Source organism: Paraburkholderia aspalathi (assembly GCF_905220735.1).
Lineage (GTDB): Bacteria > Pseudomonadota > Gammaproteobacteria > Burkholderiales > Burkholderiaceae > Paraburkholderia > Paraburkholderia aspalathi.
Genome location: NZ_CAJNBA010000002.1, coordinates 58,992 through 72,659, shown reverse-complemented (window position 1 = coordinate 72,659; position 13,668 = coordinate 58,992). Strand labels below are relative to the sequence as shown.

At 56.9% G+C, this 13,668-nt stretch carries 10 protein-coding genes; all 10 read right to left on the bottom strand.

The genetic code is table 11. The annotated features are described in order from the left end of the window. Window positions 1–58: 58 nt before the first annotated feature. The gene (locus KHO30_RS11320) at window positions 59–985 is read right to left on the bottom strand and encodes an SMP-30/gluconolactonase/LRE family protein (RefSeq protein WP_244864013.1); all 927 of its coding nucleotides are present in this window, start codon (window positions 983–985) and stop codon (window positions 59–61) included. Between the two features lie 84 nt (window positions 986–1,069). Next, entirely contained in the window at window positions 1,070–1,912 is an 843-nt protein-coding gene (locus tag KHO30_RS11315; protein ID WP_211701077.1) for a transporter substrate-binding domain-containing protein, read from the bottom strand. A gap of 248 nt (window positions 1,913–2,160) precedes the next feature. Next, window positions 2,161–2,622 (bottom strand): MaoC family dehydratase, encoded by a 462-nt coding sequence (locus tag KHO30_RS11310; RefSeq protein WP_211701076.1) that lies wholly within the window; start codon window positions 2,620–2,622, stop codon window positions 2,161–2,163. 25 nt (window positions 2,623–2,647) lie between these two features. Further along, window positions 2,648–3,469 carry a sugar phosphate isomerase/epimerase family protein gene (locus tag KHO30_RS11305; RefSeq protein ID WP_211701075.1) on the bottom strand — a complete coding sequence of 274 codons (822 nt, stop codon included), beginning with the start codon at window positions 3,467–3,469 and terminating at the stop codon, window positions 2,648–2,650. A gap of 2 nt (window positions 3,470–3,471) precedes the next feature. Further along, window positions 3,472–4,659, bottom strand: a complete 1,188-nt coding sequence (locus KHO30_RS11300) for an NAD(P)/FAD-dependent oxidoreductase (protein ID WP_211701074.1) — start codon at window positions 4,657–4,659, stop codon at window positions 3,472–3,474. Window positions 4,660–4,742: 83 nt separating this feature from the next. Further along, window positions 4,743–6,383 carry an amino acid ABC transporter permease/ATP-binding protein gene (locus KHO30_RS39535; protein ID WP_211701073.1) on the bottom strand — a complete coding sequence of 547 codons (1,641 nt, stop codon included), beginning with the start codon at window positions 6,381–6,383 and terminating at the stop codon, window positions 4,743–4,745. A gap of 305 nt (window positions 6,384–6,688) precedes the next feature. Then, on the bottom strand, window positions 6,689–8,302 hold the full coding sequence (locus KHO30_RS11290; protein ID WP_211701072.1) for a thiamine pyrophosphate-binding protein: 1,614 nt from the start codon (window positions 8,300–8,302) through the stop codon (window positions 6,689–6,691). Further along, a complete protein-coding gene (locus tag KHO30_RS11285) occupies window positions 8,286–10,457 on the bottom strand; it encodes a hydantoinase/oxoprolinase family protein (protein ID WP_211701071.1) in 2,172 nt (723 codons plus the stop codon). The genes KHO30_RS11290 and KHO30_RS11285 overlap by 17 nt, the downstream gene beginning before the upstream one ends. Before the next feature lie 11 nt (window positions 10,458–10,468). Then, a complete protein-coding gene (locus KHO30_RS11280; RefSeq protein WP_211701070.1) occupies window positions 10,469–12,127 on the bottom strand; it encodes a hydantoinase B/oxoprolinase family protein in 1,659 nt (552 codons plus the stop codon). A 35-nt stretch (window positions 12,128–12,162) separates the two neighbouring features. Then, a complete protein-coding gene (locus KHO30_RS11275; protein WP_211701069.1) occupies window positions 12,163–13,632 on the bottom strand; it encodes an aldehyde dehydrogenase in 1,470 nt (489 codons plus the stop codon). Window positions 13,633–13,668: the final 36 nt, after the last annotated feature.

The following is a 13,668-nucleotide window of genomic DNA, read 5'->3' as shown; positions in this document are numbered from 1 at the left end:
TCCGAAGAATGTCTATTGATATAAACCTATGCTCAGTCAAGCAAACCAAAATGGCGGGTCACCCTATGTCAATAACGACAGGGGCAGATAATTTCCCTGCCCGGCATCGGTTTTCGGCAAAGGGTTGAACGGGAACACCCACACTTTCCGTTTCTATTGCGAAGAGTGCGCCCGACAATGGTGCGGCGATCAGTACATCGGCCGGCAAAGCGAACGACTCGGATGTGACGAACAGTGTCTTCATGTCAGAACCACCGAAGGCACAACTCGTAGGGTAAGGGACGGGAACCGGCACCCGCTCGACTTCCTCGCCGTTGGAATCGAAGCGAATCACACATGAGCCGCCGAAAAGAACCGACCATACGCAGCCATCCTTGTCCACTGAAAGACCATCTGGCGAACCGCGCTCACCCTCCAGATTCGCAAAAAACTGTTGCCGGGATAATTCTCCGGTTTCCACAACGTAGTCAAAAGACCAGATCACCTTCGTCCGACTGTCCGTATAGAAGAATTTCGACCCGTCTGCGTTCCATCCGAGCCCGTTTGAACCTTTGACACCTGTCAGTTGCGGCTCAAAACTCCCGTCGGAATGGACCCGATAAAGTACTCCGGTAGGGGTTGATCCTTCCAGGTCTCTAGTGCCGATCCAAAGCCGACCTGCCGGGTCCACCTTCCCGTCATTAAAGCGCGTTGTGCATGGACCATGCACAAGAGTACCGTGACGCCTGAGCTCGCCATTGTCGGGACAAAATAAGTAGATCCCATCTTCAAGTGCTACCAGAAGCCGATTACAGGTGGTGATGTTCAAAGAGAATACTTGGGATGGCATCCACCACTGCCCAATCTGCCCAAGCGTCGGACTGTAAAGCAAGATGCGCCTTTGTCTAATATCTACCCACCATAGGGCCTGCCGAAGAGAGTCCCACACGGGACTCTCTCCGACCACCGCATTCGCACTCTGGACACACTGCACTTGGAGCGACATTCTTTCCTCGCTGCCAGCCGTCGTCTAAGTTACCTGCAAACTATCGAGTGGAAACGCATTACCCGGACCTAGAGACTCGGACTTTCACTGTCGCGTTTCTATCGGGATGACCAGATCGGACGAAACTCCATACTTTTTCATCAGCTTGGCCAGAGTTCCATTTTGTTCCTGTACTTTCAAACCATCGGCCACTATCTGGAGCATTTGGCCATTCCCTTTGCCCACAGCAATCCCGCTAAGAATGCTTGAGGTCTCGGTTCGGGCGACCATCAGATCTTTGTCCTTCTTGACGCGCGTCGCAGCTGCGACCGCATCGTCTACAACGAAGTCCACCCGACCGTTGAGCAGTTGTCGATATGCTGCGTCGGTATCTACGGCGGGAAGAAAATCGATCGGGCGCTTGCCATTTTCTGCACAGACCTTGCTTTGAATTTGAATCGCTTGTGCCGGTGCGCCATTGGCATTAGACGACCCCGTTTGTCCGCAAAGGCCGGTCATCCCGCTTAGGTTTTTGGGGTTGCCTTGCCGAACCACGATACTTTGCCCGGCACGCATATACAGGATGAAGTCTGCGTGCGCTGCCCGCTCAGGCCGGTAGTTGACCGCGCCAATCATCACATCCGCTTGGTTGGCATAGAGCGCCGGGAGCAAGGCCGACCACACTCCCTTAAAGAATTCGTACTTCAATCCCGCGCACGACATGGCACTCTCGATCATCTCGACCTCCAGCCCGGTCATTCGCTCCAGGTTGTCAGGATCGGAGTAGGCAAATGGCGGTTGAGCTGGTGACGCCGCGATCTTCACGATCTTACCCGCATACTCTGGGTACTTTTCTGCGACTTTTCCGGGCTCGCATTGAGTAGCGCGGGCATTGGCGGTGGCCGAGGCGACCAATATCGAGAACAGGATCATCAGATAAGTGCGCATCAATTCCATTCTCCGTAGCAACAATTAATTTCCGCATTTGATCTGTATACCTAACCATATAAATCACCGCGCCGACTATCCCACCGAATTTCCAGACCTTCCATGCCGCTTTAGAGGAAACCCATAATCACCAGGCGATTTGCGCCCCGAAGTCCGCTGCTACGACCCGACCGGCGGTACTACTTGATAGGAACTGCCTGACAACAGCCATCGTCGCTCGATTTCTGAGGTCCTCGCCCCAACACTGACTAGAAGTAAATCCGGTTCAATGCTTCCGTAATTAGAGCCGGTTTGTCCTCGCCGTCAATTTCTACTACGTGTTTGTATTTGACTTGCCAAACATTCTCGCCGACTTTATCCAACGCTGTGAGCGAGGTTTTCAGTCGAATCTTGTCGCCTTCATAAACTGGATTGATAAATCGAAGACGGTCTGATCCGTAGTTAATCCCCATCTTTGCATCAATCGCTATTTCCACACCGTCCATTCCCTCGCGAAGCAACGTAATCAAGGACAGTGTCAGGTAGCCGTGGGCGATCGTAGTTCGACGCCCCTCGGCCCGACAGCGCTCAGGGTCCGTATGAATCCACTGATGATCCCCCGTCGCGTCGGCGAAGGCATTGATTCGTTCCTGCGTCATTGTCAGCCATTGGCCAACGCCGAGATCCTTGCCCACCCATTCCTCGAGCTGTTCAACTGATGTGACTTTCATGTGTTCTGTTCCATCATGCGTGCGGTTAGACATGAGTCGCCTTCGCGTTGAACTCTCTTATCGTCTTTCGAATTGCAGCGCTCATCCCAGAGTCGAGCGGGGGTAGTTCCGGGTGATGTTGCCGAAGATGGTGGAGAGTCAGCCAGTCTCCGCAATTGAGAGCAAGAAGTTCCTCGACAATGGGAAACACCGTGGCATCACCCGTTCCCATTACAACCGGAACAATCTGGTCGCCGTCTCTTCGCCAATCTTTGATTTCTGATTGACTGACGATGTCACTCATCTTTCTGAGCGCCGCGACTGGGTCGATTCCATCCATCTCCATACTCTGACCGTTGAAGATGATTGCAGCGCTATTTCTGCCGAACCCCTCGATCAGCCTTCGGCACGACTCTGGATCGAATGCCAGGTCATGATGGGTTGGGATTCCAAGACTTACGCCTGCTGTCAACGCGTGGTGAGCAATGGGCTGGGCCCTCTCAACGAATCGATCTATCAGATCGCTCGACGGTCTACCTTTCCATGCGAACAGTCGCGACACCCTACAATTCAACTGAACGGCGATGTCGATGCAGCGTGTAGCGACGTCAATATCCTTTGCCAGAGTAGCGGCCTCATCAGCCAGAATGCCCCGGCCTGCATACCCGTACACGGCCGAGACGGCAATGCCAGCATCTTCGCAGCGCGCCCTGAACTCGTGCAACTCGGAGTCAGACGCGTCCAATCGAAGCGGACCCTGATCAGAACAACTGATCGCGATGCCTTCCGCCCCGGCCTTCGCTGCGAGCTTCGGCAATTGAGCGAGCTCCGCGCCTGGAAATGCGACTGTAGAGACGGATATTTTCATCTTCAGTGCAGTCCTTCTGCAGTTAGCCGGCCCAGACGCGCAACGAGACTATCAGGCTCGTGCTCGACCTTCGCCTTCTCGCCCTGGAAGCGCGACAGCGCGAACCCGTCAATCGGGTGAGTCGGCGTGCCGTCAAGGATAAGGCTGGCCATGAGGCGTCCAATGGCGGGCCCGAGTGCGAATCCATGGCCGGAGAACCCAGCTGATACATACAGGCCCGGCACCGACTCTACAGGCTCAATGATCGGATGATCATCTGGTGTCATCTCGAACCAGCCGGTCCAGGCTCGAACAACACGCGCGGCTGCCAAAGGAGGCACAAGTCTGATCGTCTCGCGCATGATGTTTGCGATATGCGCGCGTGAAATACTCGTATCGAAGCCGACACTCTGGGCAGGCCCCATACCCAGCAACAGCGTGCCATCCGCTGTTTGCCCAAAGCTAACCCGCGGACCGGCGCAACGCAGATAGGGTTTGGTGACAAGTGGCATCCTCGCAGTAACAAGGATCTGATGCTTCGCCGGCGAGATCGGCAGGTCGATGCCCAGCGGCTTCATCAGCTCCGGCGCACGCACGCCACCGGCGTTAAGAACCACGGGCGCACTGATGTCGCCCCCCTCGGTCCTCACACCCACGATATGGCCGTTTTCGACCAGCAGTTCGTTCGCCCGCGTCCCGGTCCGGAAGTCGGCACCGAGTCGGCGCGCCGCTGTTGCAAACGCCCACGTTGCTTTCTGGGGATTGACGTGGCCGTCATCCGTTGTCAGAAACCCGCTGACGATATCCTGCGAGATGCCCGGCACCAGTTCCCTGATCTGATCGAGCGAAAGCACATGAGCATCCAGGCCAAGATCTCGATGACGTTCCGCCTCTTTGCCGAAGCCCTCGGCGATGTTGTCGTGGTAAGTCACGAGCAGATTGCCGACCTTCCGGAACTCAGTTGGCAAACCCAGCTCCTCGTCCGCGCTTTCCCAAAGTCTCACCGCTTCCATTGCAATGGGAAGTTCGAGTCGACTACGAAGCTGCAACCGGACATTGCCTCTGTTGCGGCCCGAGGCTTCCTGCGCAACATCTTCCTTCTCAAGTACGACCACGCGTGCACCGCGTCGGGCGAGATTGTAAGCGGTTGAGCAGCCCACAATCCCACCACCGATGATGATTACATCCGCCGTATCGGTTTTCGCCTTCATTTCCGTAACAGCCGCAAAGCGGCCCCTTTGTAGGGTAGTGAAGCTCTTGCGCTACTCGCAGTCACTCGTTGCTGCGTTACACACTAGTGATTGCCCACCATCCGCAGGAATTGCTGAGTTCGACGCTTCTGGGGACGCTCGAAGACTTCATCGGGTGTTCCCTGCTCGACGATCACTCCCTCATCCATGAACACCACACGGTCAGCAACTTCACGAGCAAACCGCATCTCGTGCGTCACGACAATCATTGTCATGCCACCTTCGGCCAATTTCCGAAGTACCGACAACACCTCGCCCACGAGTTCAGGATCCAGCGCCGACGTAGGCTCGTCGAAGAGCATCAAGCTGGGATTAATCGCCAAGGCTCTGGCAATAGCGACTCGTTGCTGCTGCCCTCCAGACAAGCGATGCGGAAAATGGTGAGCATGATTCTCTAGACCGACACTACTCAACAACTCCATCGCCCGTTGCCGCGCAACAGCCGGCGCCACGCCATACACCTTGACCGGAGCTTCCATCACGTTCTGTAAAGCCGTCATGTGGTCGAAGAGATTGAAGTGCTGGAATACCATACCGATCCGTGCGGCCGCCCGTGCTCCTGCCAGGTTCGAAACGGGCCGGAGCTCGCCATTCTTGCGTTCGTAACCAACGAGCTTTCCTTCGACGGTGATTTCACCGCTGTCGAGTACGTCAAGGTGATTGATCAGGCGCAACAGGGTGGACTTCCCAGAACCGCTGGCACCCATCAAAGTCACCACTTCGCCGCGTTTAACATCGAAATTTACGCCGCGAAGAACCTCGCGCCTGGGGTGACCGCGCTGCACATACGATTTACAGACATCCCGGCAAACCACGAAGGGCTGTTGATCTGTCGGGTCGCTCTTCGTCCTGGGCTCAATGGGTTTGAGCATTTTGGCAAGGGGAATCGGCGTCGCCACAGCGGGAGCATTAGGTGCCCGCTCTTTCTCGGCCTGCACTGCCTCAGCGGTCGCCGGCGCCTCACTGCTCGCGGCAGGAGCCGACACCCAACCCCCGAACAACCTGGCGAAACCCGATGTCTGACCACCCACCGAACGCAAATCCAGATTGAACCGACGTTCGAGGAAGATTTGCACGACTGCAACTAACGTCGTCATCACCAGATACAAAATCGCTGCGGCGATAAAGACGGTGAAGAAGTCAAAATTCGTGGCGATGATCTGCTGCGCACGGAAAGTCAACTCGTTGACGAAGATGACAGAAGCAAGCGAGGTCCCCTTCAGCATGGATATCGTTGCGTTGCTCATCTGGGGCAATATCGCCCTCATCGCTTGAGGAAGAATGATTCTGCGAAGCGTTAGGAAAGAACCCATGCCGAGCGACGCCGCAGCGACGGACTGGTTCCTGTTAACAGCCTGAATGCCGCCGCGCATATATTCCGCTGCGAACGCCGCTTCGTTCAGCGTGAAACCGATGACAGCCGTCGTGAAGGGATCGAACTTGATGCCCATGCGAGGCAATGCGTCGAAGACGAACACCAACTGCAACAGAATAGGCGTACCTCGCATCAGCCAGATGTAGAACCACGCGATCCCGCTGACAGCTTTGAACCGGGACAATCGCATGAGGGCGAGCACAAGTCCTAGAACAAGACCCAGCACCATTGCGAAGAACGTAATTTTGATGGCGATCCACGCTCCTTGAAGCAGGAAGGAGTTGAATGCGTAGCCGAAAATCTCAGTCATGCTACCCCTCTCTGTGTGAATCGTGCATCGCCACACTTAAAAGAATGGGGGAACGTCAAGGCTATTTCCGAGCAACAGCCGTATGTGAGGTCAAACATTTCTAATCGCCTCTTCTATGTTTCAAAAAAGAAACTTATGTCCCAGTAAGAATTCGTTCGAACGACGAACGAGCGCTCTTTGCGGCGCCTGAGGAAGCAACTGAGCAAGAGAATCTATCGACAAAATCCCCGCGCCATACTCCTGATCTGATAACACATCAGGCACCCTACCCAGCGGGCGCCTGTGCGACACAGACCCAACAACAGTTACAGTTCTCGTAGCGCGTTGAATTGCGCAACATAACCAGACGGGTCGATACGGGCGGCAATCAATGTGGTTTTGTCGGGCTGTTTCAAAGCAAAGGAGATTGCATCGGCCAACGCACGCTCGTTGTCGACCACGACGCCATCAGCACCAAAGCCTTGCGCAAGCTTTTCCCAGTTCATCCCCCCGGTGTGCACGCCGTATGCTGGCAAGCCCTTAATTTCCTGTTTGACCCGGATCAGACCGATCTGCTCGTCATCGAGCACGATCACAATAATTGGCAGCTTTTCGCGCACCGACGTTTGCAGTTCCGCGACCGCCATCAGAAAACCGCCATCGCCGGAGAACGCCACGATGGGCCGATACGGATGAGCGAGGCGTGCCCCCAGTGCACCAGGAACCGCGTAACCCATGGAACCGAGACCGTTCGAAGTCAAAAACTCGCGCGGACCATAGGACTCCCACTTCTGAACCACCAGTAGGCGGCTTGCGCCGGCGTCACAGGTCGCAATCGTGTCACGTGGCAAAACCGCACGAGCAACTTCCATGGCGCGCTGGGGAGACAGACCTTTCGCCGGTGTGTTCAGGGCATTCACGACATCGTCGCGGAAAATACGCGCTGCGCTCACTCCCCAGTCACTCCCGCCTTCCACCCACTCAGCGAATGACTGCAGCAACAGCTTCAAGTCACCGATGACTTCCAGCGTGGACGGAACCAACGCATCAAAGTCGGGCGTTCCCGCGATGCTGAGAATTGGAATCGTGTATGGCCAAGCTTTGGGTTGCAATTCTACTGCGTCCAAACCCACTGTAATAATGAGATCCGATTGCTGGATGAGCTTACGCTCGATCAGGCCACCGATGATGCAACCCGCCCGCAAAGCGTGATCCTCAGGGATCACGCCTTTGCACTTTCCTGTGGTCAAAACTGGCGCGCCGAGACGCTCGGCAAGCGACACCAACTGCGACGAAGCCCGCGACCACAGGACGCCCATACCGACCAGGAGAATCGGCTTTCGCGCTCCCCGAAGCATCGACAGAGCGTCTTTCAGATCCGCCTTCTCGGGGCGAAAGTGACTGACGTTGGGTTGAAGCGCGGCCTCTGCGACGTACGTTCCCGCTTCTCTCGTTGTCTCGCTTTGCGGCATGTCGAACTGAACAGGCCCAGGCGGCGGACCCGACACAGTGCGCATTGCGCGTCGAACCTGATGGCGGACTGTCTTCGCCTGGATCGACGTCTGCCACTTCGTAATTGGCGCATAAATGGCCTGATGATTGATTCGCTGACGCAACCCGGTTTCGTAAGTCGGAGACGAATACTGGTCGGTGATTGCAATCAGCGGCGCGCGATCGAGATAGGCGTACGCCACACCGTTGACCATGTTCGTCGCACCCGGACCGCGAGTAGAGAGGCAAACTCCCGGCGAGCCAGTGATTTCGCCCCACGTCGAGGCGAGCATGGCACCCGCGACTTCCTGCTTCATCAGAATGAAGCGCATGTCGCGTTCCCGGGCCGCCTGCATCATTTCCACCGACTCGCCCCCTGGATGGCCAACGATAAACGGCGTACCGGCGTCGCGGAAAGCTTCGACTAGTACTTCAACGGTCGTTGCCATTCTGAAGGCTCCCTTGTTCGGACGTGGCTTCTTCCACGTCGTTGTAATTGATATTCACGATGAGATTCAGATGCTCGTCCACGCTCACCTGACCATCCGGCCCTACGATCACGGTCGACTCCCGTTCTTCCACGATTGCGGGCCCGTCGAACTTCGTGCCAGGACGCAGCGCATAGCGATCGTAGACATTGCAGTTCACGTATCCATGACCCGCGAAATGCGCCTTTCTCGTCCCTTTGACGATCTTCGCATCGCCTGTGCGGATTCCGTCAAAGCGAAGGCGGATTTTTGGCGCCTCGCCTACTGCCGCCAGGCGCCAGCTCAATGCCTCGATTGGGACGTCTTCCGGTCGTCGACCGAACAGTTGCTCGTAGGTGTTGTAGAACGCTTCGCGGATCTGTGGCAGGTTGTCTGCACTTAGCGTACAGGCTGGTAGATCGACCTTGATTTCAAAACCCTGGCCCACGCACCGCATATCGGCCTGCCGAACAATCGTGCATTCTTTGGCACCCGCCTCAACGAGCAATGCACGAGCGTCATGCTCCATTTCAGCAAAGAGGCGGTTGAGATGGTTCCAGTCGATTTGATCCACTCGCGAGATATAGCTGCGAACGTAGTCAATCCCAAACGGCGCGACTAGGAAACCGAGCGCGGACATGACACCTGCGCCGAGCGGCACAATCAGTTTTTTCAGTTTCAATAGACGGGCGAGTTCATACGCGTGGACCGGACCTGCACCACCAAACGCAATCATGCTGTAACGACGCGGGTCCTTGCCCTTCTCCGCAATGTACATACGGGTCGCCGAAGCCATGTTTTCATTGACGATGCTGTGGATGCCTGCCGCCGCCGTTTCCACATCCATGTTCAACTGCGCGGCGACCTTCTCCCGCAATGCGTTGCGAACGTGCTCGATATCCAGAGTCATTTCTCCGCCCAGGAAGTAATCCGGCGAGAGATACCCGAGCAGAAGATCGGCATCGGTCACAGTCGGCTCGGTGCCGCCTCGGCGATAACAGACCGGACCCGGTTCCGAACTGGCGCTGTCCGGCCCCACTTTGAGAAGACCCATCTGATCGACACGGGCAATGGAGCCACCGCCCGCACCAATCTCAATCAGATCGACCACTGGCACCTTCAGGGGCAAGCCCGACCCTTTGCGGAAGCGACGCACGCGTGCTGCTTCGAACTCGTGAGCGTGCTCGGGCTGCCCATTTTCGATGATGCACATCTTCGCCGTCGTACCACCCATGTCAAAGGAGATCAGATCCTTGACTCCGGTGATCGCACTGTAGAAAGTCGCGGCCATCGCACCGGCTGCAGGACCGGATTCGATGAGTCTGATTGGGAATTCACTGGCCGCGCGAATCGTCGTCAATCCGCCACCAGACAGCATGACGTGCAACGAGCCTTTGAGCCCGCGCTCGCGCAACTGCTGCTCCAGTCGCTCGAGATAACTTTGCATGAGCGGTTGAACATAAGCATTCGCGCATGCTGTATTGCCGCGTTCGAACTCGCGTATCTCCGGCGCCACTTCCGCCGAAGTGCAGATTGGCCGATCTCCGACGATCGTCCGCAGGACGTCTCGAGCCTGCTGCTCGTGGATGTCGTTGCGGTACGAGTGAAGGAAGCAGATCGCAAACGCTTCGCAACCTTCGGCGAGGAGACGCTCACCGGCCGCCTTGACGTCTTCGATTGTCAGTGGCTCCAGTACTTCGCCGTCAGAGTTCAGGCGCTCGCGCACCTCTTCGCGCAAATAGCGCGGGACCAACGGCTCCGGCTTTTCGAAGAAAAGGTCATAGAGATCGTAGCGAGTCTCCTTACCCATTTCGAGACTGTCGCGGAAACCTTTGGTCGTGAGCAGCCCCACCTTCGCGCCCTTGCGCTCAATCACCGTATTCGTGACCAGGGTTGTGCCGTGGACCACTGCATCGACCGCCGCCAGGGCTGTCTCGGTTTCCGTCACCAGTCTTTCTACGCCTTCAATGATGGCGCGGCTAGGATCGCCGGGCGTGGTCAGACGTTTGCCGGTATGGATGAAATTCCGTTCGTCATCGATGAGAACAAAGTCGGTGAAAGTTCCGCCTACATCAACACCAATTCGCACACGACCCGCGCTCTTCTCTAGCTTTGAGGATTGCTTATTGTCCGACATGGTGCTCCTCGTTAGATTTCAATGCCGTAGTCGCGGCGAACTGCGTCAGCCGTGACATACCCATTCTTCAGATCTTTTTCGATTGCTTCGCGGTCGCGCTCGCCAGGAGAGCCATATCCAGCGCCACCTGCAAAGGTGAGAATGAGGCGCTCACCAGGATCAATCGAAGTACGGGACTTAGGATGAGGCTTGCGACCGCTACCGGTGACGATCTGGACCGGAGCGCCGTTACCACCTCCAAAAAGACCCTGCGGCGGATACTTCTGCCGATCGGACAGGAGAGACAGGCGGAGCGTTTCAGGCGATACCACCTCGATCTCGACCTCCTGACCCAAGCCGCCCCGGAATTTGCCGATGCCCCCCGAATTGGGCACAAACTCTTTCCGACGAACGATCAACGGAGCGATTGCTTCGAAAGCCTCGATGCTGCCCGAACCCGTATTGGTGGGGAACGAAGTGCAATGATGGCCATCCTGTACGGCGCTCGCGCCCATCCCACCTGCGGCGAAGAACACCTGCGAGAAACGATTGCCTTTGCGATCGAGCCCGCTATAAACAGAGCGCAGCGTAGGGGCGCTTCCGGACTCCGCCACTACTGCGTTGGGGATCGCCTGGCTGAGTGCGCCGAAGACAGCACCTGCAAGCAGGTGCCCTGTCAGTTGACGGGCACTGCAAGGGGCCGGATAGCGCGGGTTCAGAATCGAACCTACCGGTGCATCGACCGACAACGATCGATATGACCCTTCGTTGCGCGGGGTGAGCGCATCTAACGCGCATTTGATCGGGTACACCGTATAGGCATAGGTGTAGTTCATCACGGAGTTCAGGCCGCGATCGATCTGCTTCGACGTTCCTGCATAGTCGACGTGCAGATTCGATCCATTGATCGTGATCGCGCATTCGATTCGCGTTTCGTCAGCATCGAATCCATCGGCCATTACGACTGAGCGGTACGTGCCATCAGGCACTCTCTCGATCGCGCGGCGCATTGCCTGCTCGGCACGATCCTGAAGCGCGTCCGACAACCCTTCCAGATTGTCCACGCCAGTGTCATCGAGAAACTCTGCCACGCGTCGCGCGGCCAGCGAGTTCGCGATGACCTGCGCTTCGAGATCGCCAAGCACCTGGGTCGGTACGCGCACATTGCCGGCGATGAACTCGAGGACCAGTTCGTTCGGCCGGCCCGCTTCGTAGTATTTAACCGGCGGGATCTGCAAGCCTTCTTCGAAAAGGTCTTTACAGTCCGACGCCCAAAGCGAACCGCCAATATCCGGCAGATGCGCAACGGTCCCGGAGAAAGCCACCAGTTGGCCCCTGTAATAGATCGGCATCACCATGGTGACGTCCGGCAAATGCCCGGTGCCCATCCAGGGATCGTTGGTGATTACACAATCACCCGGCTTCCAACTGTCGGCGGGAAACTTCTCGAGGAAATGCCTCAGCGTGCGCGGTAGTGTTCCTACGAAAGACGGAATTCCCGCGGAGTTTTCTGCAAGCGCATTGCCCCGCGCGTCCATCAATGCTGTGGCGAAATCGTTGGATTCCCGAACAATCGTGGAAAACGACGTCCGCAGCAAAGCTGCGGCCGATTCGTCAGCGATCGAAATGAGACGATTCCAATAGATCTCCAGTGAGATGGGATCGAATACGGTCGCGGATTTTTTGATCACGTCATGCCTCATTTAAGGATACTGGTATCACTGTTTCACGACAAATTTGGCTTGTCTAGTGCCCAATGCAGACTTTTGGTCCGCGAGTACATATCAAGGCCCTGCAGCCCCTTTTCCTGACCCAAGCCGCTCTTTTTGTAACCACCGAAGGGGGTGGAAATGGAGAGATCCTTGTAGGTGTTGAGCCAGACCGTGCCCGCGTCCAAGCGCTCGCCGACGCGCCACGCGCGTTTGTAGTCGGACGTCCAGAGACCGGCTGCGAGTCCAAACTCGGAGTCATTAGCCAACGCGATCAGTTCATCCTCGCTTTCGAACGGGAGGATCACGCCAACGGGTCCGAAGATTTCTTCCTGGCAAACCCGGGCCTTTGGCGACAAGCCTTCCAGCAACGTCGGTTCGAAGTAGGCGCCATGGCTTAGATCGGGGTTGGTGGGGATGCCGCCGCCCACCAACACCCTGCCGCCTTCCTGTCGACCTAATTCGACATATGCGGCGACCTTGTCGCGATGTTCGAAATTGACGAGGGGACCGAGTTGCGTTGTCTCGTGGTGGGGTAATCCGATGCGGTAGTTTTTGGCGATCTCGACAAGAGAAGACACGAACTCTTTGTAGATTGATTTCTCGACGAAGATTCGCGACCCCGCCACGCACGACTGGCCAGCGCCGGAGAAGATACCTTCGCTGACACCCGCCAATGCCGCGCGCATGTCGGCATCGGCGAAAACAATGTTCGGCGACTTGCCTCCCAGCTCGAGCAAAACGGGTTTCAATAAAGCACCGCAGGCAGCGGCGATTTTGCTTCCGGTAGCGGACCCACCGGTGAAGCTGACCATGTTGACGTCAGGGTGCTCTACCAGCACACCGCCGACCGCGCCCGTGCCCACGACGACATTCAGCACACCCTTCGGCAAGCCAGCTTTCTCGCCGATGCGCGCATATTCCAAAGCCATCAGCGGCGTAACTTCTGACGGCTTCAGCACCACGGCATTGCCCGCCGCGAGAATGGGTGCGAGCTTTTGCGCTTCGAGGGTCGTCGGGGAGTTCCATGGCGTGATGGCCGCAACCACCCCGATCGGTTCCGCGATCGCCATGGCGACCGCATCACTGCGGCGCGCAGGGAGGCTGCCCTCCCTGGTTTCACACGCTGCGGCGTAGTAGCGGAACGTCCCGGCGGCGCTCGCGATCTGCCGCCGACATTCAGCTAGTGTTTTGCCGTTGTCGTTCATCTGCACGCGGGCCAGTCGTTCGCTATCCTGCTCAATCAGCTCGGACATCCTGTAAAGGAAAGCTGCCCGGTGGTGCGCCTTCATCTGCCGCCAGCCAGCACTACGAACCGCCGCCTTTGCCGATGCAACCGCCGCATCGATCTCGATCTTCGTTGCAGTCGATATATCTGCTATGTAAGAACCGTCAGCCGGATTAATCGTCCGGATCGTCGGCCCGCTTCCCAGGACCCACTCTCCTGCAACAAACATCGGCAACGGCGCTCTCTGCGTATCAGTCATGACCACCCCTTTCTCCGCCTCTAAAATAGGTATACT

Bases quoted from the DNA above. Each gene is read 5' to 3' on its own strand.
- KHO30_RS11320 (WP_244864013.1), bottom strand. From the start codon at position 985: ATGTCGCTCCAAGTGCAGTGTGTCCAGAGTGCGAATGCGGTGGTCGGA.
- KHO30_RS11315 (WP_211701077.1), bottom strand. From the start codon at position 1,912: ATGCGCACTTATCTGATGATCCTGTTCTCGATATTGGTCGCCTCGGCC.
- KHO30_RS11310 (WP_211701076.1), bottom strand. From the start codon at position 2,622: ATGAAAGTCACATCAGTTGAACAGCTCGAGGAATGGGTGGGCAAGGAT.
- KHO30_RS11305 (WP_211701075.1), bottom strand. From the start codon at position 3,469: ATGAAAATATCCGTCTCTACAGTCGCATTTCCAGGCGCGGAGCTCGCT.
- KHO30_RS11300 (WP_211701074.1), bottom strand. From the start codon at position 4,659: ATGAAGGCGAAAACCGATACGGCGGATGTAATCATCATCGGTGGTGGG.
- KHO30_RS39535 (WP_211701073.1), bottom strand. From the start codon at position 6,383: ATGACTGAGATTTTCGGCTACGCATTCAACTCCTTCCTGCTTCAAGGA.
- KHO30_RS11290 (WP_211701072.1), bottom strand. From the start codon at position 8,302: ATGGCAACGACCGTTGAAGTACTAGTCGAAGCTTTCCGCGACGCCGGT.
- KHO30_RS11285 (WP_211701071.1), bottom strand. From the start codon at position 10,457: ATGTCGGACAATAAGCAATCCTCAAAGCTAGAGAAGAGCGCGGGTCGT.
- KHO30_RS11275 (WP_211701069.1), bottom strand. From the start codon at position 13,632: ATGACTGATACGCAGAGAGCGCCGTTGCCGATGTTTGTTGCAGGAGAG.